This window comes from Trinickia diaoshuihuensis (genome assembly GCF_003390925.1).
GTDB lineage: Bacteria > Pseudomonadota > Gammaproteobacteria > Burkholderiales > Burkholderiaceae > Trinickia > Trinickia diaoshuihuensis.
Map to the genome: position 1 here is coordinate 113,072 of NZ_QUBS01000027.1, position 19,699 is coordinate 132,770.

At 64.3% G+C, this 19,699-nt stretch carries 19 protein-coding genes; 17 read left to right on the top strand and 2 right to left on the bottom strand.

The window, feature by feature from the left end; all coding sequences use genetic code 11:
* The first annotated feature begins 12 nt into the window (after positions 1-12).
* From DXT59_RS08615 to DXT59_RS08675, 13 genes are all read left to right on the top strand, one after another.
* Positions 13-942: a prephenate dehydrogenase gene (locus DXT59_RS08615; protein ID WP_116136483.1), complete on the top strand. Its 930-nt coding sequence runs from the start codon at positions 13-15 to the stop codon at positions 940-942.
* Positions 943-953: 11 nt separating this feature from the next.
* The gene (gene aroA, locus DXT59_RS08620) at positions 954-2,258 is read left to right on the top strand and encodes a 3-phosphoshikimate 1-carboxyvinyltransferase (protein ID WP_116136484.1); all 1,305 of its coding nucleotides are present in this window, start codon (positions 954-956) and stop codon (positions 2,256-2,258) included.
* A gap of 19 nt (positions 2,259-2,277) precedes the next feature.
* Complete coding sequence (gene cmk / locus DXT59_RS08625; RefSeq protein WP_116136485.1) at positions 2,278-2,952, top strand: (d)CMP kinase; 675 nt, start codon at positions 2,278-2,280, stop codon at positions 2,950-2,952.
* A gap of 140 nt (positions 2,953-3,092) precedes the next feature.
* Entirely contained in the window at positions 3,093-4,805 is a 1,713-nt protein-coding gene (rpsA, locus tag DXT59_RS08630; protein WP_116136486.1) for a 30S ribosomal protein S1, read from the top strand.
* Positions 4,806-4,828: 23 nt separating this feature from the next.
* Positions 4,829-5,152, top strand: coding sequence for an integration host factor subunit beta (locus DXT59_RS08635; RefSeq protein WP_116136487.1), 324 nt, complete (start codon positions 4,829-4,831; stop codon positions 5,150-5,152).
* 354 nt (positions 5,153-5,506) lie between these two features.
* Positions 5,507-5,800 carry a LapA family protein gene (locus tag DXT59_RS08640; protein ID WP_116136488.1) on the top strand — a complete coding sequence of 98 codons (294 nt, stop codon included), beginning with the start codon at positions 5,507-5,509 and terminating at the stop codon, positions 5,798-5,800.
* Between the two features lie 45 nt (positions 5,801-5,845).
* Positions 5,846-7,024, top strand: coding sequence for a lipopolysaccharide assembly protein LapB (gene lapB, locus DXT59_RS08645; protein WP_116136489.1), 1,179 nt, complete (start codon positions 5,846-5,848; stop codon positions 7,022-7,024).
* 155 nt (positions 7,025-7,179) lie between these two features.
* Positions 7,180-8,586 (top strand): UDP-glucose dehydrogenase family protein, encoded by a 1,407-nt coding sequence (locus DXT59_RS08650; protein WP_116136490.1) that lies wholly within the window; start codon positions 7,180-7,182, stop codon positions 8,584-8,586.
* The gene (gene rfaE1 / locus DXT59_RS08655) at positions 8,573-9,586 is read left to right on the top strand and encodes a D-glycero-beta-D-manno-heptose-7-phosphate kinase (RefSeq protein WP_205417392.1); all 1,014 of its coding nucleotides are present in this window, start codon (positions 8,573-8,575) and stop codon (positions 9,584-9,586) included. Before DXT59_RS08650 ends, rfaE1 begins: the two co-directional genes overlap by 14 nt.
* Before the next feature lie 69 nt (positions 9,587-9,655).
* A complete protein-coding gene (gene rfaD, locus DXT59_RS08660; RefSeq protein WP_116136492.1) occupies positions 9,656-10,648 on the top strand; it encodes an ADP-glyceromanno-heptose 6-epimerase in 993 nt (330 codons plus the stop codon).
* Positions 10,649-10,723: 75 nt separating this feature from the next.
* Positions 10,724-11,038 (top strand): ComEA family DNA-binding protein, encoded by a 315-nt coding sequence (locus DXT59_RS08665; protein ID WP_116136493.1) that lies wholly within the window; start codon positions 10,724-10,726, stop codon positions 11,036-11,038.
* 134 nt (positions 11,039-11,172) lie between these two features.
* Complete coding sequence (gene cysM / locus DXT59_RS08670) at positions 11,173-12,075, top strand: cysteine synthase CysM (RefSeq protein WP_116136494.1); 903 nt, start codon at positions 11,173-11,175, stop codon at positions 12,073-12,075.
* Positions 12,076-12,265: 190 nt separating this feature from the next.
* Positions 12,266-13,321: a hypothetical protein gene (locus DXT59_RS08675; protein WP_116136495.1), complete on the top strand. Its 1,056-nt coding sequence runs from the start codon at positions 12,266-12,268 to the stop codon at positions 13,319-13,321.
* Between the two features lie 21 nt (positions 13,322-13,342).
* Here the strand turns inward: DXT59_RS08675 and mltB are convergent, their stop codons facing one another.
* On the bottom strand, positions 13,343-14,635 hold the full coding sequence (gene mltB, locus DXT59_RS08680; RefSeq protein ID WP_116136496.1) for a lytic murein transglycosylase B: 1,293 nt from the start codon (positions 14,633-14,635) through the stop codon (positions 13,343-13,345).
* 258 nt (positions 14,636-14,893) lie between these two features.
* Here mltB and DXT59_RS08685 point away from each other — a divergent pair, with 258 nt between their 5' ends.
* Together DXT59_RS08685 and DXT59_RS08690 are read left to right on the top strand one after the other, a co-directional pair.
* Entirely contained in the window at positions 14,894-15,817 is a 924-nt protein-coding gene (locus DXT59_RS08685) for a histone deacetylase family protein (protein ID WP_116136497.1), read from the top strand.
* 62 nt (positions 15,818-15,879) lie between these two features.
* Positions 15,880-16,713: an enoyl-CoA hydratase gene (locus DXT59_RS08690; protein ID WP_116136595.1), complete on the top strand. Its 834-nt coding sequence runs from the start codon at positions 15,880-15,882 to the stop codon at positions 16,711-16,713.
* Between the two features lie 37 nt (positions 16,714-16,750).
* On the opposite strand, the gene DXT59_RS08695 is transcribed toward DXT59_RS08690, so the two are convergent.
* Entirely contained in the window at positions 16,751-17,665 is a 915-nt protein-coding gene (locus DXT59_RS08695) for an alpha/beta hydrolase (RefSeq protein WP_116136498.1), read from the bottom strand.
* A 248-nt stretch (positions 17,666-17,913) separates the two neighbouring features.
* Here DXT59_RS08695 and DXT59_RS08700 point away from each other — a divergent pair, with 248 nt between their 5' ends.
* The gene (locus DXT59_RS08700) at positions 17,914-18,945 is read left to right on the top strand and encodes a methionine ABC transporter ATP-binding protein (RefSeq protein WP_116136499.1); all 1,032 of its coding nucleotides are present in this window, start codon (positions 17,914-17,916) and stop codon (positions 18,943-18,945) included.
* Entirely contained in the window at positions 18,938-19,591 is a 654-nt protein-coding gene (locus DXT59_RS08705; RefSeq protein WP_116136500.1) for a methionine ABC transporter permease, read from the top strand. The genes DXT59_RS08700 and DXT59_RS08705 overlap by 8 nt, the downstream gene beginning before the upstream one ends.
* Positions 19,592-19,699: the final 108 nt, after the last annotated feature.

The window sequence follows — 19,699 nt, forward strand, 5'->3', positions numbered from 1 at the left end:
TTCGAGCCACTCGTGACCACGTTCACTTTCGACAAACTCGTGATTTTCGGCGTGGGACTCATCGGCGGCTCGCTCGCGCGTGCGCTGCGCGAGCGCTCGGGCGTGGCAGGCGGCGGACGCATCGTCGGCGTCGGCCGCTCGCGCGCGTCCGCCGAGCGCGCGCGCGAACTCGGCGTCGTCGACGAGGTCGCCTCGCAAGGCGATGACGCCGAACTCGCGGCCGCGCTCGCCGGCGCGGACCTCGTGCTCGTCGCGGCGCCCGTTGCCCAAACGCAGCCGCTGCTGGCGCGGATCGCGCCTTTTCTGGAGGCGCGCACGATCGTGACCGACGCCGGCAGCACGAAGTCGGATGTCGTCGCGGCGGCGCGCGCGGCGCTCGGCGAGCGCGTATCCCAATTCGTGCCGGGTCATCCGATCGCGGGGCGCGAGTCGAGCGGCGTCGAAGCCGCTTTGCCCGACCTGTACGTGGGCCGCAACGTCGTGTTGTGTCCGCTGCCCGAGAATCGTCCCGGCGACGTTGCGCGCATCGAGGCGCTGTGGCACGCGACGGGTGCGCTCGTGAGCACGATGAGCCACGAGCAGCACGACCGCGTCTTCGCCTCGGTCAGTCATTTGCCGCATTTGCTGTCGTTCGCGCTCGTCGAGCGCATCTTGAGCGCGCCGGACGCGGCGCTCAAGTTCTCGTTCGCCGCCGGCGGATTCCGCGATTTCACGCGGATCGCCGCGTCGAGTCCCGAAATGTGGCGGGACGTCTGTTTGGCCAATCGCGAGGCATTGGTCGACGAGCTCGACGGCTACACAGCGGTCCTCGCCCAACTGCGGGCCGCCATCGTCGCCGGCGACGGTGCCGCGCTCGAAGCGGTTTTCGCCCGTTCACGCGAAGCGCGCACGCAATGGCAGGAACGCGGCGGCCGCGCGAGCGGCCATCTCGCCCCGAAATAAAAGGACCCCTCATGGATTACCTCGATCTCGGACCGTACTCCCGGGCGCAAGGCACGATCCGCCTGCCCGGCTCGAAAAGCATTTCGAACCGAGTGCTCTTGCTGGCCGCGCTCGCCGAAGGTCAGACGGCGATCTCGAATCTGCTGGATTCCGACGATACGCGCGTCATGCTCGACGCGTTGACCAAGCTCGGCGTGACCTACACGCGCGAGGCGGACGTCTGCGTCGTGCAAGGCACGGGCGGGGCGTTCCCCGCGAAGGCGGCCGACCTCTTTCTCGGCAATGCGGGCACGGCGATCCGGCCGTTGACGGCCGCGCTGGCCGTGGGCGGCGGCGAGTACCGCGTGCACGGCGTGCCGCGCATGCACGAGCGGCCGATCGGCGACCTCGTGGACGGTCTGCGCCAAATCGGTGCGCGGATCGATTACGAGGCAAACGACGGCTATCCGCCGCTCGCCATTCACGCGGCGCCGATCGAGGTGAACGAGCCGATCCGCGTGCGCGGCGACGTCTCCAGCCAATTTTTGACGGCACTCTTGATGACGCTGCCGCTCGTGCATGCCAAGAGCGGCCGAATCGTCGTGGAAGTCGAGGGCGAGTTGATCTCGAAGCCCTACATCGAAATCACGATGAAGCTGATGGAGCGCTTCGGCGTGACCGTCGCGCGTGAAGGCTGGCAGCGCTTCACGGTCCCGGCCGGCGGCCGCTACCGTTCGCCCGGCGCGATCATGGTCGAGGGCGACGCATCGTCGGCGTCGTATTTCCTCGCGGCGGGCGCGATCGCGGGTGGTCCCGTGCGCGTCGTCGGCGTCGGCCGCGCGAGCATCCAGGGCGATGTGGCGTTTGCCGGCGCACTGACGGCGATGGGCGCCAACGTCACGATGGCCGAGGATTGGATCGAGGTGCGCGGCGTAGGCCACGACCACGGCCGGCTCGAGGCGGTCGACATGGATTTCAATTTGATTCCCGATGCGGCCATGACGATCGCCGTATGCGCGCTGTTCGCGCGCGGCACGACGACGCTGCGCAATATCGGCAGTTGGCGCGTGAAGGAGACGGACCGGATCGCCGCGATGGCTACCGAGCTGCGCAAGGTCGGCGCGACCATCGAGGAGGGCGAGGATTTCCTCGTCGTCACGCCGCCGGCTGCCATTACGCCGAACGCGGCGATCGATACCTACGACGATCACCGCATGGCGATGTGCTTCTCGCTCGTTTCGCTCGGCGGCGTGCCGGTGCGGATCAACGACCCGAAGTGCGTCGGCAAGACTTTTCCCGATTATTTCGACCGCTTCAAAACGCTCGTTGGCGTTTGATGTCCGACTTTTTGCCTAGATGAAACCGACTCGCCCGTTTCACCAAACGCCCGTCATCGCCATCGACGGTCCCACCGCCTCCGGCAAGGGGACCGTCGCGGCGCTCGTTGCCGCCCAACTCGGCTTTCACCTGCTCGACAGCGGGGCGCTGTACCGGCTCGCCGCGCTGGCGAGCGTTCGCTACGGCGTCGCGCCCGACGACGATACCGCTTTGGCCGCCCTCGTGGGTGATCTGCACATCACGTTCCGGGAAGGCTGCGCCCAACTGGACGGCGTGGACGTCTCCAGCGAAATCCGCGCCGAGGAAATCGGCAACCGGGCCTCCGCGATCGCCGTCCATCAGAGCGTGCGAGCCGCACTGGTCGCGCGCCAGCGGGCGTTTCGCAAGGAGCCCGGGCTCGTGGCCGACGGCCGCGACATGGGCACCGTCATCTTTCCCGACGCCGTCTTGAAGGTGTTCCTGACGGCCAGCGTCGAGGCTCGCGCGGCCAGACGGTATAAGCAATTGATCCAAAAAGGCTTTTCTGCTAATATAGATAACTTGCTCCGGGATTTGCGCGAGCGCGACGAACGCGATAGCAACCGCGCCGCCGCGCCGCTCAAGCCCGCAGCGGATGCGAAGCTGCTCGATACGTCGGCGCTTTCGATCGACCAGGCGGTCGGCGAAGTCGTCGCCTGGTACCGGCAGCGGTAGTAGGTGCTCGAGGCGTCCGTGGTGCTTCGAGCGTGTGTTAACCCTTAACCCCGTATGGCGTTCGCAACGACGTCGCAGCGTGACCGGCGGCATTCCGTCTCCGGCACCGACACCCGCGAAGCCATGCAATTACGATTTTTATGTCCGACCTGCAAACCTCCAACCCGAACACCGAATCTTTCGCGGCCCTTTTCGAAGAGTCGCTGACCAAGCAAGACATGCGCGCCGGCGAAGTGATTTCCGCCGAAGTCGTGCGTGTCGACCACAACTTCGTGGTCGTCAATGCGGGTCTCAAGTCCGAAGCCTACATTCCCATCGAGGAATTCCTGAACGATCAGGGCGAGGTAGAAGTGCAGGCGGGCGACTTCGTTTCGGTCGCGATCGACGCGCTCGAAAACGGTTATGGCGACACGATCCTGTCGCGCGACAAGGCGAAGCGTCTCGCTTCGTGGCTGTCGCTGGAAAAGGCGCTCGACAACAACGAACTCGTGACCGGCACGATCACGGGCAAGGTCAAGGGCGGCATGACCGTCATGGTCAACGGCATCCGCGCGTTCCTGCCGGGTTCGCTCGTCGACACGCGTCCGGTCAAGGACACGACGCCGTACGAAGGCAAGACGCTCGAATTCCGCGTCATCAAGCTCGACCGCAAGCGTAACAACGTGGTGCTGTCGCGCCGCGCCGTCATCGAGGCGACGCAAGGCGAAGAGCGCGCGAAGCTGCTCGAAACGCTGAAGGAAGGCGCGATCGTCAACGGTGTGGTCAAGAACATCACCGATTACGGTGCGTTCGTCGACCTCGGCGGCATCGACGGTCTGCTGCACATCACGGACATCGCATGGCGCCGCGTGCGTCACCCGAGCGAAGTGCTGTCCGTCGGCCAAGAAGTCACGGCCAAGATCCTGAAGTTCGACCAAGAGAAGAACCGCGTTTCGCTCGGTATCAAGCAACTGGGCGACGATCCGTGGGAAGGCATCTCGCGCCGCTACCCGTCGGGCACGCGTCTGTTCGGCAAGGTCACGAACATCACCGACTACGGCGCGTTCGTCGAAGTCGAATCGGGCATCGAAGGACTGGTGCACGTTTCGGAAATGGACTGGACGAACAAGAACGTTGCCCCGTCGAAGGTGGTTCAGCTCGGCGACGAAGTCGAAGTCATGGTGCTCGAGATCGACGAAGACCGTCGTCGTATCAGCCTCGGCATGAAGCAATGCAAGCCGAATCCGTGGGATGACTTCAGCCGCAACTTCAAGAAGGGCGACAAGATCACGGGCGCCATCAAGTCGATCACCGACTTCGGTGTGTTCATCGGTCTGCCCGGCGGCATCGACGGCCTGGTCCACCTCTCGGATCTGTCGTGGAGCGAAGCCGGCGAGGAAGCCGTTCGCAAGTACAAGAAGGGCGACGAAGTGGAAGCGGTCGTGCTCGGCATCGATGTCGAGAAGGAACGTATTTCGCTCGGTATCAAGCAGCTCGAAGGCGACCCGTTCAGCAACTTCGTTGCAATGAACGACAAGGGTTCGATCGTCGACGGCACGGTGAAGACGGTCGACGCCAAGGGTGCGGTGGTTGCACTCTCAGTTGACGTCGAAGGCTACCTGCGTGCATCGGAAATCGCGCAAGACCGCGTGGAAGATGCCCGCAACGTGCTGAAGGAAGGCGACAAGGTCAACGCGATGATCATCAACATCGATCGCAAGTCGCGTGGTATCAACCTGTCGATCAAGGCCAAGGATTCGGCCGAGCAGCAAGAAGCTATGCGCGGCCTGGCGGCCGACACGAGCTCGGCGGCTTCGGGTACGACGAACCTTGGCGCGCTGCTCAAGGCCAAGCTCGACGGCCAGAATCAGTAAGCCTTTGAGAGGTCTGCCGCAGTATGACCAAATCGGAATTGGTCGCCCAGTTGGCAGCGCGATTTCCGCAACTTGTGCTCAAGGATGCGGATTTCGCGGTCAAGACGATGCTCGATGCGATGTCCGAGGCGTTGGCCAAAGGGCATCGTATTGAAATTCGCGGCTTCGGCAGCTTCGGTCTGAACCGTCGCCCGTCCCGCGTCGGGCGCAATCCGAAATCGGGGGAGAAGGTGCTCGTGCCCGAAAAGCACGTGCCTCACTTCAAGCCCGGCAAGGAATTGCGCGAGCGGGTGGACGGCCGGGCCGGTGAGCCGTTGACGGTTGACCGCACGGACGACGCCCTCTAAGTGCGATGCGCTCGCCTCTCGGGGCGGCGCGCAGTAACGGCCGCGGGGCATCGTCGTCGACGCCAACGCCGACAGCGAAAACCGGCAAACGATTGTGAAAGAGCGCCTTCGGGCGCTTTTTTCATTGGTGCCGCGGCTCGCGCGGTTTCGGCCGCCGCGGCCGGTGCGGCATCCTTTCCATTACAATACTGGGCAATTTTGGCCCAGGCCGAATGGTCCAGATCACCCGGTCCAGGCTCAATGGCCCAGACCTAATGGCCCGGACCTAATGGCCCAGGCCATTAGGTCCGAACGCTGTCTTGCCGGGCGCCCCGCGCCCGCATGGCCATCGCAGTTGCCGTCGAGAGAGCCTCTATGAAATTTATTGTCTGGTTGATCCGTGTGCTCGTGTTCGTGGTGCTGCTCGTGCTTGCACTGGCCAACACGCAAAACGCGGTGGTGAACTTTGCCGGATATACCTGGCAAGCACCGTTGATTCTGATTGGCTTGGCGTTTTTCGCGGTGGGTCTGTTCGCGGGGCTGCTGTCCGCGCTGCCGGCCGTCGTCCGGCTCAGGCTGGAAAATGGACGCCTCAAGCGCGAGTTGCGCGCGGCGCGCGAAGAGGCGCCCGCCGTCGTGGTCGAGCCGCCGATGCCGCCCGTCATCTGAGCGTCCGTCGACGCGTATTTCTCTTCTCGCTTTTCCGACCTTCGCATGGATCTCGATTTCTGGTGGCTGCTCGTCGTCCCCGTGGCCTTCGCGCTCGGCTGGATGACTTCGCGCTACGACCTTAAGGCGCTGCTGTCCGAAAGCACCAACTTGCCGCGCTCCTATTTCCGCGGCCTGAATTTTCTGCTCAATGAACAGCCGGATCAGGCGATCGATGCCTTTATCGAGGTGGTCAAGCTCGATCCGGAAACGATCGAACTGCATTTCGCGCTCGGTAATCTATTTCGCCGGCGCGGCGAAACCGATCGCGCCATCCGCATCCATCAAAACCTGCTGAGCCGCGCCGATCTCCCCGTGGGCGAGCGCGATCATGCGCTGTTCGAGCTCGGCCAGGACTTTCTCAAGGCGGGTTTGCTCGATCGGGCGGAAGAGGCGCTCGGCCGCCTCGATGCGGGCGAGTATGCGCGCGACGCGCAGCGTGCGTTGCTCTCGATCTACGAGATCGAGAAGGAGTGGGGCAAAGCGATCGAGGCGGCGGACCGGCTCGAGACGATGGGCGCCTCCCCGATGATCAAGGAGATCTCGCAGTTCCATTGCGAACTGGCGCAAGAGGCCTTGCAGCGCAAGGATGCCGCGGCGGCGGCGGCCCAGCTCGAACTCGCGCTCAAGGTCAATCCCGCCAACGTGCGTGCGACGATCCTCGCGGGCGACGTCGCCGCGGCGCGCGGCGATCAGACGGCGGCGATCGAAGCGTGGCGCCGCGTCGAGTCGCAAAACGCGGCGTATCTCCCGCTCGTCGCCGAAAAGCTGATGAAGGCGTACGCGGCGATATCGCGGGCGCAGGAAGGCGCTGCGTTGCTGATGGGTTACGTCGAGAAATACGGCACGAGCGATCTGCTCGATATCGCCTACCCGCACGTCGCCGAGCTTTGCGGTGGGCAGGAGGCGCACGCTCTCGCGCGTGCGCAAATGCGCGCGGCGCCGAATCTCGCCGGTATGACGCGCCTGCTCGATGCCCAAATCGAGGCCGCCGAGGAACCGCGCCGTGGCGAACTCGAGTTGATGCGCACGCTGATCAAACAGCGCACCAAAAATTTGCCACGTTACACGTGCAAAAATTGCGGTTACCGGGTGCGCCTGTTCTATTGGCAATGCCCGGGCTGCAGCGGCTGGGAAACGTATGCCCCGCGGCGAGTCGAGCCGATCGGAGCGGCGCAGTCTTGATCGCAAGCGTCGCCGCGCTGCTCGATCGTTACGATCCGCGCAAGCGGCAGCTTCATGGACATCCCGGCGGCCGGGCGGAGCGCATGCGCGAGCGCGCGTGAATCCGCCGGCGGCCGAGCGCCGGTCTCGGGCCGGCAACAACTTGTGGAACGCGTATGAAAATCACCATCATCGGCACGGGCTACGTGGGCCTCGTGACGGGCGCATGCCTAGCGGAAATCGGCAACGACGTTTTTTGCCTCGATGTCGATCAGCGCAAGATCGATATCTTGAACAGCGGCGGCGTGCCGATTCACGAACCCGGCTTGCAAGAGATGATCGCCCGCACGCGCGCGCACGGCCGCATCACGTTTTCGACGGATGTGAAAGCCAGCGTCGAACACGGCGACGTGCAATTCATCGCGGTCGGCACGCCGCCCGACGAGGACGGCTCGGCCGATCTGCAATACGTGCTCGAAGCCGCCCGCAACATCGGCCGCTATTCGAACGGCTTCAAGGTCGTGGTCGATAAATCGACGGTGCCCGTGGGGACGGCCGAGCGCGTGCGGGGCGTGATTGCCGCGGAACTCGCGGCACGCGGGCTCGGCGGCGGCATGACGCACGGTTTCTCGGTCGTCTCCAATCCCGAGTTTTTGAAGGAAGGCGCCGCGGTGGACGATTTCATGCGCCCCGACCGCATCGTGATCGGCATCGACGACGACGCGGCCGGCCAGATCGCCCGCGAAAAAATGAAGCGCCTGTATGCGCCGTTCAACCGCAATCACGAACGTACGCTCTATATGGACGTGCGCTCGGCTGAATTCACGAAATACGCGGCCAACGCCATGCTCGCCACACGCATTTCGTTCATGAACGAAATGTCGAACTTGGCCGATCGCGTCGGGGCGGACATCGAGCAAGTGCGCCGCGGCATCGGTTCCGATCCGCGCATCGGTTATCACTTCCTCTACGCGGGCGTCGGTTACGGCGGCTCGTGCTTTCCGAAGGACGTGCAAGCGCTCGTGCGTACGGCAGGCGAGAATGGCCATAACCTGCGGATTCTCGAAGCCGTCGAGGCGGTCAATCACGAGCAGAAGGAAGTGCTCGTGGATAAGATCGTCGCGCGCCTCGGCGCCGACCTCACCGGCCGTACGTTCGCGGTGTGGGGCCTCGCGTTCAAGCCGAACACGGACGACATGCGCGAGGCTCCGAGCCGGCGCTTGATCGCGGCGTTGCTCGCGCGCGGCGCGCGCGTGCGCGCCTACGACCCGGTCGCGATCAACGAGGCCCGGCGCGTGTTCGCACTAGATCTGGCCGATGCGCCCGACGCCCTTGCGCGTTTGGCCTTCGTGACGTCTCAAGAGGAAACGCTGGTCGGGGCCGACGCACTCGTCATCGTCACCGAATGGAAGGAATTCAAGAGCCCCGATTTCACGCACTTGAAGTCGGTGCTCAAAGCGCCCGTCATTTTCGACGGCCGCAATCTTTACGAACCCTTGGCGATGGCCGAATTGGGCATCGACTACTACGCTATCGGGCGTCCTTATGTCCAACTCGATACCCGAACCGATGCGCGCGGATAAGGCGCGCGACCCGAGCGCGCTCGTGCCCGGCGGCGCGGCGCGGCCCGCGCCGGTTGCGCCCGTGCCGCGCGAGCGGCTTGCGCAGGCGCGGGTCTTGATCGTCGGCGACGTCATGCTCGATCGCTATTGGTTCGGCGACGTGAACCGCATTTCGCCCGAAGCGCCGGTGCCCGTGGTGCATGTTCAGCGCCAAGAGGATCGGCTGGGTGGCGCGGCGAATGTCGCGCGCAACGCGGCGGCGCTCGGCGCCCAGGCGGGGCTGCTGTGCGTCGTCGGGCGCGACGAGCCGGGCGAACGTATCGTCGAACTGCTCAAGGACAGCGGCGTCGCGACCCATTTGGAGCGCGATCCCGAGCTGTCGACGACGATCAAGCTGCGCGTGCTCTCGCGTCAACAGCAGTTGCTGCGCGTCGATTTCGAGAATATGCCTGCGCATGAGGCGCTGCTCGCGGGCTTGGCGCGCTTCGATGCGTTGCTCGCGCAGCATGACGTGATCTTGATGTCCGATTATGCGAAAGGCGGGCTGACGCACGTCACGCAGATGATCGCGAAGGCGCGCGCCGCCGGCAAGCCCGTGCTCGTCGATCCGAAGGGCGACGATTGGGAGCGCTATCGCGGCGCTACGCTGATCACGCCGAATCGCGCGGAACTGCGCGAGGTCGTGGGGCAGTGGAAATCGGAGGAGGATTTGCACGCACGCGTCGCGCAATTGCGCGCGTCGCTCCAAATCGACGCGCTGTTGCTGACGCGCTCGGAAGAGGGGATGACGCTATTCGCCGCGGACGGCAGCACGCTCACCTCGCCGGCCGTCGCGCGCGAAGTCTACGACGTCTCGGGCGCGGGCGACACCGTGATCGCGACGCTGGCCGTGATGCTCGCCGCGAAACTGCCGCTCGTCGATGCGGTGGCGCTCGCCAATCGCGCCGCGGGTATCGTCGTCGGCAAGCTCGGCACGGCCACCGTCGATTACGACGAATTGTTCCCACCCGATGCGCGCTAGCGCAAACCGCGCGCGCACGCATCGGCATCGGCCGCCTATCACCGTTATCGAATCATCGCCAATACGATCATGACTGTCATCGTTACCGGAGCCGCGGGCTTCATCGGCGCCAATATCGTCAACGCGCTGAACGCGCGCGGCGAAACGCGCATCATCGCCGTCGACAACCTCACGCGTGCCGACAAGTTCAAGAATCTCGTCGATTGCGAGATCGACGATTATCTCGACAAGACAGAGTTCGTCGAGCGCTTCGTGCGCGGCGATTTCGGTAAGGTCCGAGCCGTGTTTCACGAAGGCGCGTGCTCCGATACGATGGAGACCGACGGCCGCTACATGATGGAGAACAACTTCCGCTATAGCCGAGCCGTGTTGGACGCTTGCCTGGCGCAAGAGACGCAATTTCTCTATGCATCGTCGGCGGCGATCTACGGCGGTTCGACGCGTTTCGTCGAGGAGCGCGAGGTCGAAGCGCCGCTGAACGTCTACGGCTATTCGAAGTTCTTGTTCGACCAGATCGTGCGCCGCGTCATGCCGAGCGCGAAAAGCCAAATCGCGGGTTTCCGCTATTTCAACGTGTACGGGCCGCGCGAATCGCATAAGGGGCGCATGGCGTCGGTCGCGTTCCACAACTTCAATCAATTCCGCGCCGAAGGCAAGGTCAAGCTGTTCGGTGAGTACAACGGCTATGCGGCGGGCGAGCAGACGCGCGACTTCGTCTCCGTCGAAGACGTGGCGAAGGTGAATTTGTTCTTCTTCGACCATCCCGAGAAATCGGGCATCTTCAACCTCGGTACGGGCCGCGCACAGCCGTTCAACGATATCGCGACGTCCGTCGTCAACACGTTCCGTGCGCTCGAGAACCAGCCGGCGCTTTCGCTGGCCGAGATGGTCCAGCGCGGGCTCATCGAATACGTACCGTTCCCCGATGCGCTGCGCGGCAAGTACCAGTGTTTCACGCAAGCCGATCCGACGCGGTTGCGCGCGGCGGGTTACGACGCGCCGTTCTTGACGGTCCAAGAAGGCGTCGATCGATACGTGCGTTGGCTATCCGGCCAGGTGTAACGCAAGGCTCGTAGTTCGTAGACTCGAAGCCTCACGGTCGGCGCCCGCCGGCCGGCTCTCGCCATCGGAGGCTTCATGTTCAAGCGCATACTTTCTGTTGCGGTGGCCCTTGCCGCCGCTTGTTCCGTTCTTTCGGCTCATGCCGTCGAGGTTGACGTCAATACGGCCGACGAGGCGGCGCTGCGCGCCATCAAAGGTATCGGCCCCGCCAAAGCCCGGGCGATCGTCGATGAGCGGACCGCGGGCGGGCCGTTCAAGGATGCCGACGATCTCGGTCAACGCGTCAAGGGCCTGGGCGGGCAGGCCGTCGAGCGTCTGCGCGCCGGGGGACTGACTGTCGGCGACGCCTGGAGTAGCGTCGCCCCCCGCTTGGGCCGCGCGTTGGGCTGAGCGATCCTTCGCATTGGGCGTCGTTTTCACCGGCCTGGCCCCCCGAGACCCTGTAAGGCGATCGCTTGGCTAGTGCTTTACAATCGGATAGATCTAATCGCTCAAGATAACGGCGCGCTGCGCGTACACATCCCATGTCCTACAAAACCATCGAAGACACGATCGGCAATACGCCGCTCGTTCAGCTCGTCCGCTTGCCCGACGATGAAATTCGTAGCCGAAACAACGTGCTGTTGGCGAAGCTGGAAGGCAATAATCCCGCGGGCTCGGTGAAGGACCGGCCGGCACTGTCGATGATCGCGAAAGCCGAGGCGCGCGGACGAATCAAACCGGGCGACACGCTGATCGAGGCGACGAGCGGCAATACCGGCATCGCGCTGGCGATGGCGGCGGCGATCCGCGGCTACAAGATGGTCTTGCTGATGCCCGAGGATTTGTCCGTCGAGCGGCGCCAGAGTATGGCGGCGTACGGTGCGCAAATCGTACTCACGCCCGTGAAGGGCGGCATGGAATACGCCCGCGATCTCGCCGAGCAAATGCAGCGCGACGGGCGCGGGATCATCCTCGATCAGTTCGCGAACCCGGACAATCCGGTTGCGCATTACGAGGCGACAGGTCCCGAGATCTGGCGCGATACCGAGGGACGCGTGACGCATTTCGTTTCGTCGATGGGCACGACCGGCACGATCATGGGCGTGTCGCGTTATCTGAAGGAGCAAAACGCGGCCATCGAAATCATCGGCGCCCAGCCCGAGGAAGGGTCGCGCATTCCGGGCATCCGCAAATGGCCCGAGGCGTATTTGCCGAAGATCTTCGATCGCACGCGCGTCGACCGCGTCGAGAACGTCTCGCAAGCTGCGTCGGAGGCGATGGCGCGCCGGATGGCGTCGGTCGAGGGCATCTTCTGCGGCATATCCTCCGGCGGCGCATGCGAAGTCGCATTGCGCGTGGCGCGGCAGGTCGAGAACGCGACGATCGTTTTCATTGTTTGCGATCGCGGCGATCGCTATTTGTCGACGGGCGTATTTCCCGCCTGATCGGACTGCATGTGGCGTCGTCGGGCCGCGAATGCACCGACCGCCGTAACCGCGCATGCGCAAGCCGCGTGCGCGTTCGCGCATGAATCTCCTAACGACGTGAACGGCTAGGCTGGCCTGGCGACGGCACCTATAGTGTCCGTGGGCTGGAGCGAGCGGTGAGCGCTTGGCCGTTCGACAGGAGAAGGATATGCGAAGACGCTACCTCGAAGCGGCGACGGCGCGAATCGGCGCCGCCGCCGCTTTTTTCATGCTCGGCGCCGTCCTCTGCGGCGCCATGCTCACGCGTGTATGGGCCGGCGAGCCATCGGCATCGGCGGCCGTGAGTTCGGCACCGACGCTTGCACCGACACCCGCGCGTCATGTGCCCGTGGGTGTGCCGAGCGGCTATGTCGTCACGCCTTTCGGCTTCTTTCATCCGTCCTGCGTGCATGCGATCGGCCGCGGCCAAGTGCTGCGATTCGACGGCAGTATCGAGCGTGCCGATGGGACGATCGTACCGGTACGCGCGTGCGGCTATCCGAGCTATGGAAGGCAAGGGGGGCGCATCGAGCCCGGCGGCTCGCGTTGGGGCCCGGGATTGCCGATTCCCGGGTTGGCCGGCGCCTCGCCCGGGGCGGACGGCTGGCTCGAGGCGAGTTGGTTCAACGACAAGGCGCCGTTCGGCGGGATCGCGGCGAAATGGCTCGTGCCGTCGGCGCCGGACGCCGACGTCGGCCAAGTGCTCTACTACTTTCCCGGGCTCGAAGACTACGAAAACATCGTCACGATCTTGCAGCCCGTGCTGGGCTGGAACGGCTTCAGCGACCATGCCTGGACGATTTCGAGTTGGAACTGCTGTACGTCGGGCAATGCGAACTACAGCAATCCCGAGCCGGTCGCGACGGGTGACGAGATCGTAGGAACCGTCAGCGGCGCTTGCCCGGCGGGCAACGTATGTTCGACGTGGAATATCGCGACCGTCGACAAGACGACGGGCCGCCAATCGACGCTCAAACAGACGAGCAGCTTCGGTCAGACGTTCGATTGGGCATTCGCGGGCGTCGTCGAAGTCTACGGCGTCGATGCCTGCAATCAATATTCGAGCAACGGCTTCGTGGACTTTACGGCCGTCTCGCTCCTAAACGTCAACGACAAACCGATTCGCCGCCCGGGGTGGCAAGCGAGCGGCCTGCTACAAAGCAGTGCGCCGGCTTGCAATTACGGCGTGACCGTCGGGCCGTCAAGCGCCAGTTTGACGTTCTGACGCCGGTTCGACGCAGCCCCGCTACTGAGGCGGCGCGGCGTCGTCGGTCCCCGGCTGTGCGGGTACGGGCGGCGTTGCGGGCGCGGGCGCCGCGGCAGGCGCGCTAGGCATCGTCGCTGGCGGTATAGAGTTGCGCACGCCGCCGTCTTCGGCCTCGATGCGCGCCTTCACGCGCTGACCCAATTCGTACACCGCAAGGGCATAGAAAAAGCTGCGGTTGTAGCGCGTGAGGACATAGAAGTTTTGCAGCCCCAGCATGTACTGGGTAGGCTGAGCCGGCGTCGGCAAATCGACGACCGTGACGGGCGTGCTGTCCTCGGCCGCCAAATCGAGCCCCTGCTCGTCGAGCTTCATGCCGGCGCGCAGCATCTGCGCGAGGGGCCAATGCGGCTCGGGCTGACCGTCGGCGGCTGCCTGTGCGATACCGATGCTGCCGGCATCGGATGCGATGTGCCAAACGACGGGACGGCCCGTCTCCCAGCCGTTTTGCGCGAGGTAATTCGCGACGCTGCCGATCGCATCGGCCTCGCTGGCGCGCAAGTCGATATGGTGATTGCCCTCGAAGTCGACCGCGTATTTCACGATGCTGCTCGGCAAGAACTGCGGGATGCCGATTGCGCCCGTGTAGGAGCCGAGCACCGTGGTCGGGTCGACTTGCGCGTCGCGCGTCCAAACGAGATAGTCCTCGAGGTTCTTACGGAACGTCATCTCGCGGTCGGCGCGGTTCGGCGTATTCGGGTAATCGAACGCGAGCGTCGTCAAAGCATCGAGCACGCGGAAATTGCCCATATAGCGTCCGTACATCGTCTCGACGCCGATGATCCCGACGACCATCTCCGGCGGCACGCCGAACTGCTCGTAGGCGCGTTGCAGCGTCGCGCGGTTTTGCCGCCAAAATTTCACGCCCGCGTTGATCCGCACGGGATCGAGAAAGCGCGCTTGATAAACGCGCCAGTTCTTGGGAAACGGTTTGGGCGAAGGTGTCACGAGCTTGACTGCCGTCGCCGAATAATTGACGCCGGCGAACAGCGCGTGCAGCGCGGCAGGATCGAAATCGTAGCGCGCCACCATGTCGTCGATGAACGCATTGACGTCGGCGTTATCGGCGTAGCGCTGCGGAACGATTTCTTCCTCGAAGGTGGAACCGGACGGCGCCGCTTGCGGAACCTGGTTTTGCGCGACGCCCGCCGCGCGCTTGGCCGGCACGTTTTGGGCGCGGGCACCCTGCCAACACACGGAGGCGGCGAAAGCCAGGGCGGCGAGCACGGCGATGCGTCGCCGTTTTGCTGCGGGTGAAGCGGAGTGACCGGTCATAGGAAGGCAAAGGCAAGGGTTCGGCGCAGTATAACGAACGGCCGCCGAAGGCGGAACCGCCCGGCGGCGAATCGAGCCTTTTTCCACTACATACCGGGGCCGGCGGCCTGACGGTTCGACCTTGCGCGGGCGGGCCTGCACGCAATGCGACGCAATGCCGGCGGCAGGCTGTGGTAACGTAGGCCGATCACCGGCCGAGCTTAAAGGCCGCTCAAGCGACTCAGGAGACATGCCGCGCCGCGCGGCACACGAACGATCATGGCGACCGCCTTCTATTCTCACCCCGATTGCCTCTTACACGAGATGGGGCCCGGGCATCCCGAATGCCCGGAGCGGCTTACCGCGATCGAGGATCAATTGATTTTGAGCCGCATCGCCGAATTGATCGAGCGCGAGAGCGCTCCGCTCGCCGATCTGGCCGAGTTGGCGCGCGTACACACGCGCGCACATATCGAGTTCATCGAGCGCAGCGCGCCGAGCGAAGGGCATGCATGGATCGATCCCGACACGGCCATGAATCCCCATACATGGCAAGCGGCGCTGCGCGCGGCCGGCGCCGCGGTCGCGGCGACCGATGCGGTGATCGAGGGGCGTTACGAAAATGCATTTTGCGGGGTACGTCCTCCGGGCCACCATGCGGAGCCCGCTCGTGCGATGGGGTTCTGTTTCTTCAACAATGTCGCGATCGCGGCGCGCCATGCACTCGAAGTGCATGGGCTCGCGCGCGTTGCGATCATCGATTTCGACGTGCACCACGGCAATGGCACCGAAGCCGCCTTCGCGGGAGACGAACGCGTGCTGATGTGCAGCTTCTTTCAGCATCCGTTCTATCCGTTCAGCGGCGCCGACAATCAAGCGCCGAACATGGTCAATTTGCCGATGCCCGCCCGCACGCCCGGAGCGGTCGTGCGCGAGGCCATCGATATGGTTTGGCTGCCGCGGCTCGAGGCGTTCAAGCCCGAGATGATTTTTATTTCGGCCGGATTCGACGCCCATCGCGAGGATGATCTCGGCAATATGGGCCTCGTCGAAAACGACTACACGTGGATCACGCAGCAGGTACGCGCGATCGCCGAACGCCACGCGCGCGGACGCATCGTCAGTTGCCTCGAAGGCGGCTACAACTTGTCGGCGCTCGGACGCAGCGTGGTGGCGCATATTCGCGCCTTGGCCGGGATTTGACGCCGGACGCATCGAGCCGCATCCGTTGCGGGCCGCTCACCGATATCACGAGTCGACACATCATGAATTCCTTCTCACCGTCTTCGCCTTCGCCTTCCGATTCCGCGATTGCTTCCTCCGATACGCTGCTCGTCGAGCATGCCGCCTACGGCCTGCCCGGCGTCGTGCGTGTCACGCTCAATCGCCCGGGCGCGTTCAACGCGTTGTCGATGCAAGTGCTCGACGAATTGCAAGCGACGTTTTCGGCGATTTCGACATCCGGCGCGCGTGTCGTCGTCTTGGCGGCCGAGGGGCGGGCCTTTTGCGCCGGGCATGACCTGAAGGAGATGCAGGCAACGCCGTCGCTCGACTTTTATCAAAAGCTATTCGCGCGCTGCTCCGCGCTCATGATGACGATTCAACGGATGCCGCAGCCGGTTATCGCGCGCGTGCAAGGGACCGCGACGGCGGCCGGCTGTCAGCTCGTCGCCATGTGCGATTTGGCCGTCGCGGCCGATACGGCGCGCTTCGCGACCTCGGGTGTGAATTACGGTTTGTTCTGCTCCACGCCCGCCGTGCCGCTATCGCGCAACGTGGGGCGCAAGGCGGCGTTCGAGATGCTGATGACCGGTGATTTCATCGATGCGGCGAAGGCGAGGGAGCTTGGGCTCATCAACCATATGACGCCGCTCGATGCGCTCGACACCGACGTGGCGGCGCTCGCCAAAAGCATCTGCGAAAAGCCGGCCGCCGCGGTCAGCACGGGCAAGTCGCTTTTCTACCGGCAATTGGAGACGGGGATCGAGGCTGCGTATCAGATGGCGAGCCAAGCGATCGCCTGCAATGCGATCGATCCGGCCGCTCAGGAAGGCATGCAAGCCTTCGTCGAAAAACGCGCGCCGCGCTGGAAGGCGTAACCGCGTTGCCTGCGCACGCAACCACGCGCTTACGAGCTCACGCGCGTGCGAGTATCCACTCGATCAACGCATCGATCGCTCGATCGCGATCGAGATCGTTCATCGTCTCGTGATAAGCGCCCTCATAGAGCATTAGGGTGCGGTCGCTGCTGCCGGCATGCGCGGCGAATGCACGACTACCCTCGGGCTCGGTCAACTTGTCGGCCGTGCCGTGAAAGACGAGTACCGGGAGCCGTAGCGAGGCGCGCCCCTGCTCGATGCGCGCCATCGCGGCGAGGATCTGCTCGCCGGTGCGCGCCGGCACCGCGTCATGATGGACGAGCGGATCCGTGCGGTTCGCTTCGACCACGAGCGCGTCGCGCGAGAGCAGCGCGGGCTCGATTTTCATCGCCTTGTAGCGCGGCCATAGGCGGCTGACGATGCGGCTTGCCGCCAGCATCCAGCGCGGAACGTCTTTCCCCGGTGCCAGCGCCGGGCTCGATAAGATAAGGCCCGCGACGGGGCGCCGTTCCTTAACGAAGGTTTCGAGCCGCTCAATCGCAAAAAGCGTCGCGATCGTGCCCCCCATGCTGTGACCCATCAGAAAGAGCGGGATATTCGGCTGTGACGCCGCGTCGAGCAATGCGCGCGCGTCGTCCAAATACGCGTCGAAACGCGTGACCCAAGCGCGCTCGCCCGGCGAACGTCCATGCCCGCGCAGGTCCAGTGCGACGAGTTCGATCCCCGCCGCGCCGAACCGCTCGGCAAGTGCCGCATATCGCCCCGCGTGTTCGGCCAAGCCGTGTAGCAGCGCGACCGTGGCCTTTGCCGGCGCGGTGCTCGGCCAACGATACAAGGCAAGCTCGACGTCGTCGGCGGTGCGGACGGAGCCGGCCGGGACCGGCCGCGCGGCAGTGCGGCTCTTTGTCGCGGCTGAGTTGAATTCGTCCTGCGGCGCTGCCGTGCTCGACATGGCTCGTCTCCATCGGGTGTCGTTTGCGCTGGATCATAGCCGTTCGGCAGGATCGTCACGTCTCGAGGGCGGTGGCGTACGCCTCTAATAGCTTTTGGTCATTAAGCCTCGGTAATTAATTATTAAGCGCTATTTGTGCGACGCGATAAAATCGCATTTCGTCATTTCTTTTCCACGCTGCAACGGCGGCCGAACCGCGCGATCGGGCAGCGCGCCTGCCTGCGCGGCTCCCGCCGTTTTGTTTTTTCATGATCGAACTACGCCATCTCTCGCAGCGCTTCGCCGGCCCCAACGGGTGGATCGAGGCGCTGCATGACATCAATCTGACTATTCCGGCGGGCCAGATCTTCGGCATCATCGGCCGTAGCGGCGCGGGCAAGAGCACGCTCGTGCGCACGATCAATCTCCTCACTCGGCCCACGACCGGCGAGGTCATCGTCGACGGCAAGCAGTTGACCACGCTCACAGCGCAGCAACTGCGCGAGGCGCGCCGGGAAATCGGCATGGTATTCCAGCATTTCAATTTGCTGAACTCGCGAACGGTGTTCGATAACGTCGCATTGCCGCTCGAACTCGCGGGCATGAAGCGCGCGCAAATCGAGGCGACCGTCTTGCCGCTGCTCGAACTCGTCGGCTTGACGGCCTTGAAGGATCGCTACCCCGCGCGCATCAGCGGCGGACAAAAGCAGCGCGTGGGCATTGCTCGCGCGCTCGCGAGCCGGCCCAAGGTATTGCTCTCCGACGAGGCTACCTCCGCCCTCGATCCCGAGACGACGCGCTCGATTCTCGAATTGCTCCGGCGCATCAATCGCGAACTGAACCTGACGATCGTCCTCATCACGCATCAGATGGAAGTGATCAAGGACGTTTGCGATCGTGTGGCCGTGCTCGATGCCGGGCGTGTCGTCGAAGAGGGCGAGGTCGTCGACGTGTTTCTGAAGCCGCGCCACGCCGTGACGCGGGCGCTGCTCGGCGACGTCATCGCGCATGAGCTTCCGAGCGCCGTGAAGGCGCGCGTGGCCGCGCAATTGGAGGCGGGCGAGGGGCAGTTGCTGCGGCTCGCATTCGCCGGCGCGGGCGTGGATCGGCCGATCTTGTCGGAGACGATTCGTCGCTACGCGCTCGATTTCAACATCCTGCACGGGCAGGTCGATGAGATCCAAGGACGCGCATTCGGCTCGCTCGCCGTATTGGCGGGCGGCGAACCGGGGCAGTTGACCGCCGCGTTGCATTTCTTGCGCGAGCAAGGCGTTGTCGTCGAGGAGCTGTCTCATGTTTAACGAAATGTCCTCGATGTTCGTCCAGTCGTTTTGGGAAACGCTGATCATGGTCGGCATCTCGGGCGGCGTGGGCGCGCTCGTCGGCCTGCCGCTCGGCGTGCTGCTGTTTCTGACCGATCGCGGCGGCGTGCTGCAAAACGTGACCGCCAACCGCGTGATGGGTCTGACGGTCAATGCAGTGCGTTCGACGCCTTTCATCATCCTGCTCGTCGCCGTGATCCCGTTCACGCGGCTCGTCGTCGGCACGTCGATCGGCACGGCGGCCGCCGTCGTGCCGCTTACGATCGCCTGCGCGCCGTTCTTTGCGCGGCTCGTCGAAACGGCGCTGCGCGAGGTCGATCCGGGGCTCATCGAAACCGCAGAAGCGCTGGGCGCGACGACGCGGCAGATCGTCTTCAAGGTGTTGCTGCCCGAAGCGTTGCCGGGCATCGTCGCCGGTCTGACGATCACGTTCGTCTCGCTCGTGAGCTACTCGGCCATGGCCGGCGCGATCGGCGGCGGCGGATTGGGCGATTTGGGCATCCGCTACGGCTATCAGCGATTCCTGCCCGAGGTCATGGTGACGGTCGTTGTCATCCTGATCGTGTTCGTACAACTCGTGCAATCGTTCGGCGATTGGTTGGTACGTCGTCTGAGCCATCGGTGAGCCGCGTGCGTTAGAGGCCTTGGTCGAAACCGGGGCTTGGCGCGCGGCGCGCTTCGTCTTTAAAATAAAACGATCGTTCGTTATTCCGAAGTGCGCCGCCCCGGTGCG

What these genes read in the sequence shown, in the direction of transcription:
- aroA (WP_116136484.1), top strand. Translation starts at nt 954, where the DNA reads ATGGATTACCTCGATCTCGGACCGTACTCCCGGGCGCAAGGCACGATC.
- cmk (WP_116136485.1), top strand. Translation starts at nt 2,278, where the DNA reads ATGAAACCGACTCGCCCGTTTCACCAAACGCCCGTCATCGCCATCGAC.
- rpsA (WP_116136486.1), top strand. Translation starts at nt 3,093, where the DNA reads ATGTCCGACCTGCAAACCTCCAACCCGAACACCGAATCTTTCGCGGCC.
- DXT59_RS08635 (WP_116136487.1), top strand. Translation starts at nt 4,829, where the DNA reads ATGACCAAATCGGAATTGGTCGCCCAGTTGGCAGCGCGATTTCCGCAA.
- DXT59_RS08640 (WP_116136488.1), top strand. Translation starts at nt 5,507, where the DNA reads ATGAAATTTATTGTCTGGTTGATCCGTGTGCTCGTGTTCGTGGTGCTG.
- lapB (WP_116136489.1), top strand. Translation starts at nt 5,846, where the DNA reads ATGGATCTCGATTTCTGGTGGCTGCTCGTCGTCCCCGTGGCCTTCGCG.
- DXT59_RS08650 (WP_116136490.1), top strand. Translation starts at nt 7,180, where the DNA reads ATGAAAATCACCATCATCGGCACGGGCTACGTGGGCCTCGTGACGGGC.
- rfaE1 (WP_205417392.1), top strand. Translation starts at nt 8,573, where the DNA reads ATGCGCGCGGATAAGGCGCGCGACCCGAGCGCGCTCGTGCCCGGCGGC.
- rfaD (WP_116136492.1), top strand. Translation starts at nt 9,656, where the DNA reads ATGACTGTCATCGTTACCGGAGCCGCGGGCTTCATCGGCGCCAATATC.
- DXT59_RS08665 (WP_116136493.1), top strand. Translation starts at nt 10,724, where the DNA reads ATGTTCAAGCGCATACTTTCTGTTGCGGTGGCCCTTGCCGCCGCTTGT.
- cysM (WP_116136494.1), top strand. Translation starts at nt 11,173, where the DNA reads ATGTCCTACAAAACCATCGAAGACACGATCGGCAATACGCCGCTCGTT.
- DXT59_RS08675 (WP_116136495.1), top strand. Translation starts at nt 12,266, where the DNA reads ATGCGAAGACGCTACCTCGAAGCGGCGACGGCGCGAATCGGCGCCGCC.
- mltB (WP_116136496.1), bottom strand. Translation starts at nt 14,635, where the DNA reads ATGACCGGTCACTCCGCTTCACCCGCAGCAAAACGGCGACGCATCGCC.
- DXT59_RS08685 (WP_116136497.1), top strand. Translation starts at nt 14,894, where the DNA reads ATGGCGACCGCCTTCTATTCTCACCCCGATTGCCTCTTACACGAGATG.
- DXT59_RS08690 (WP_116136595.1), top strand. Translation starts at nt 15,880, where the DNA reads ATGAATTCCTTCTCACCGTCTTCGCCTTCGCCTTCCGATTCCGCGATT.
- DXT59_RS08695 (WP_116136498.1), bottom strand. Translation starts at nt 17,665, where the DNA reads ATGTCGAGCACGGCAGCGCCGCAGGACGAATTCAACTCAGCCGCGACA.
- DXT59_RS08700 (WP_116136499.1), top strand. Translation starts at nt 17,914, where the DNA reads ATGATCGAACTACGCCATCTCTCGCAGCGCTTCGCCGGCCCCAACGGG.
- DXT59_RS08705 (WP_116136500.1), top strand. Translation starts at nt 18,938, where the DNA reads ATGTTTAACGAAATGTCCTCGATGTTCGTCCAGTCGTTTTGGGAAACG.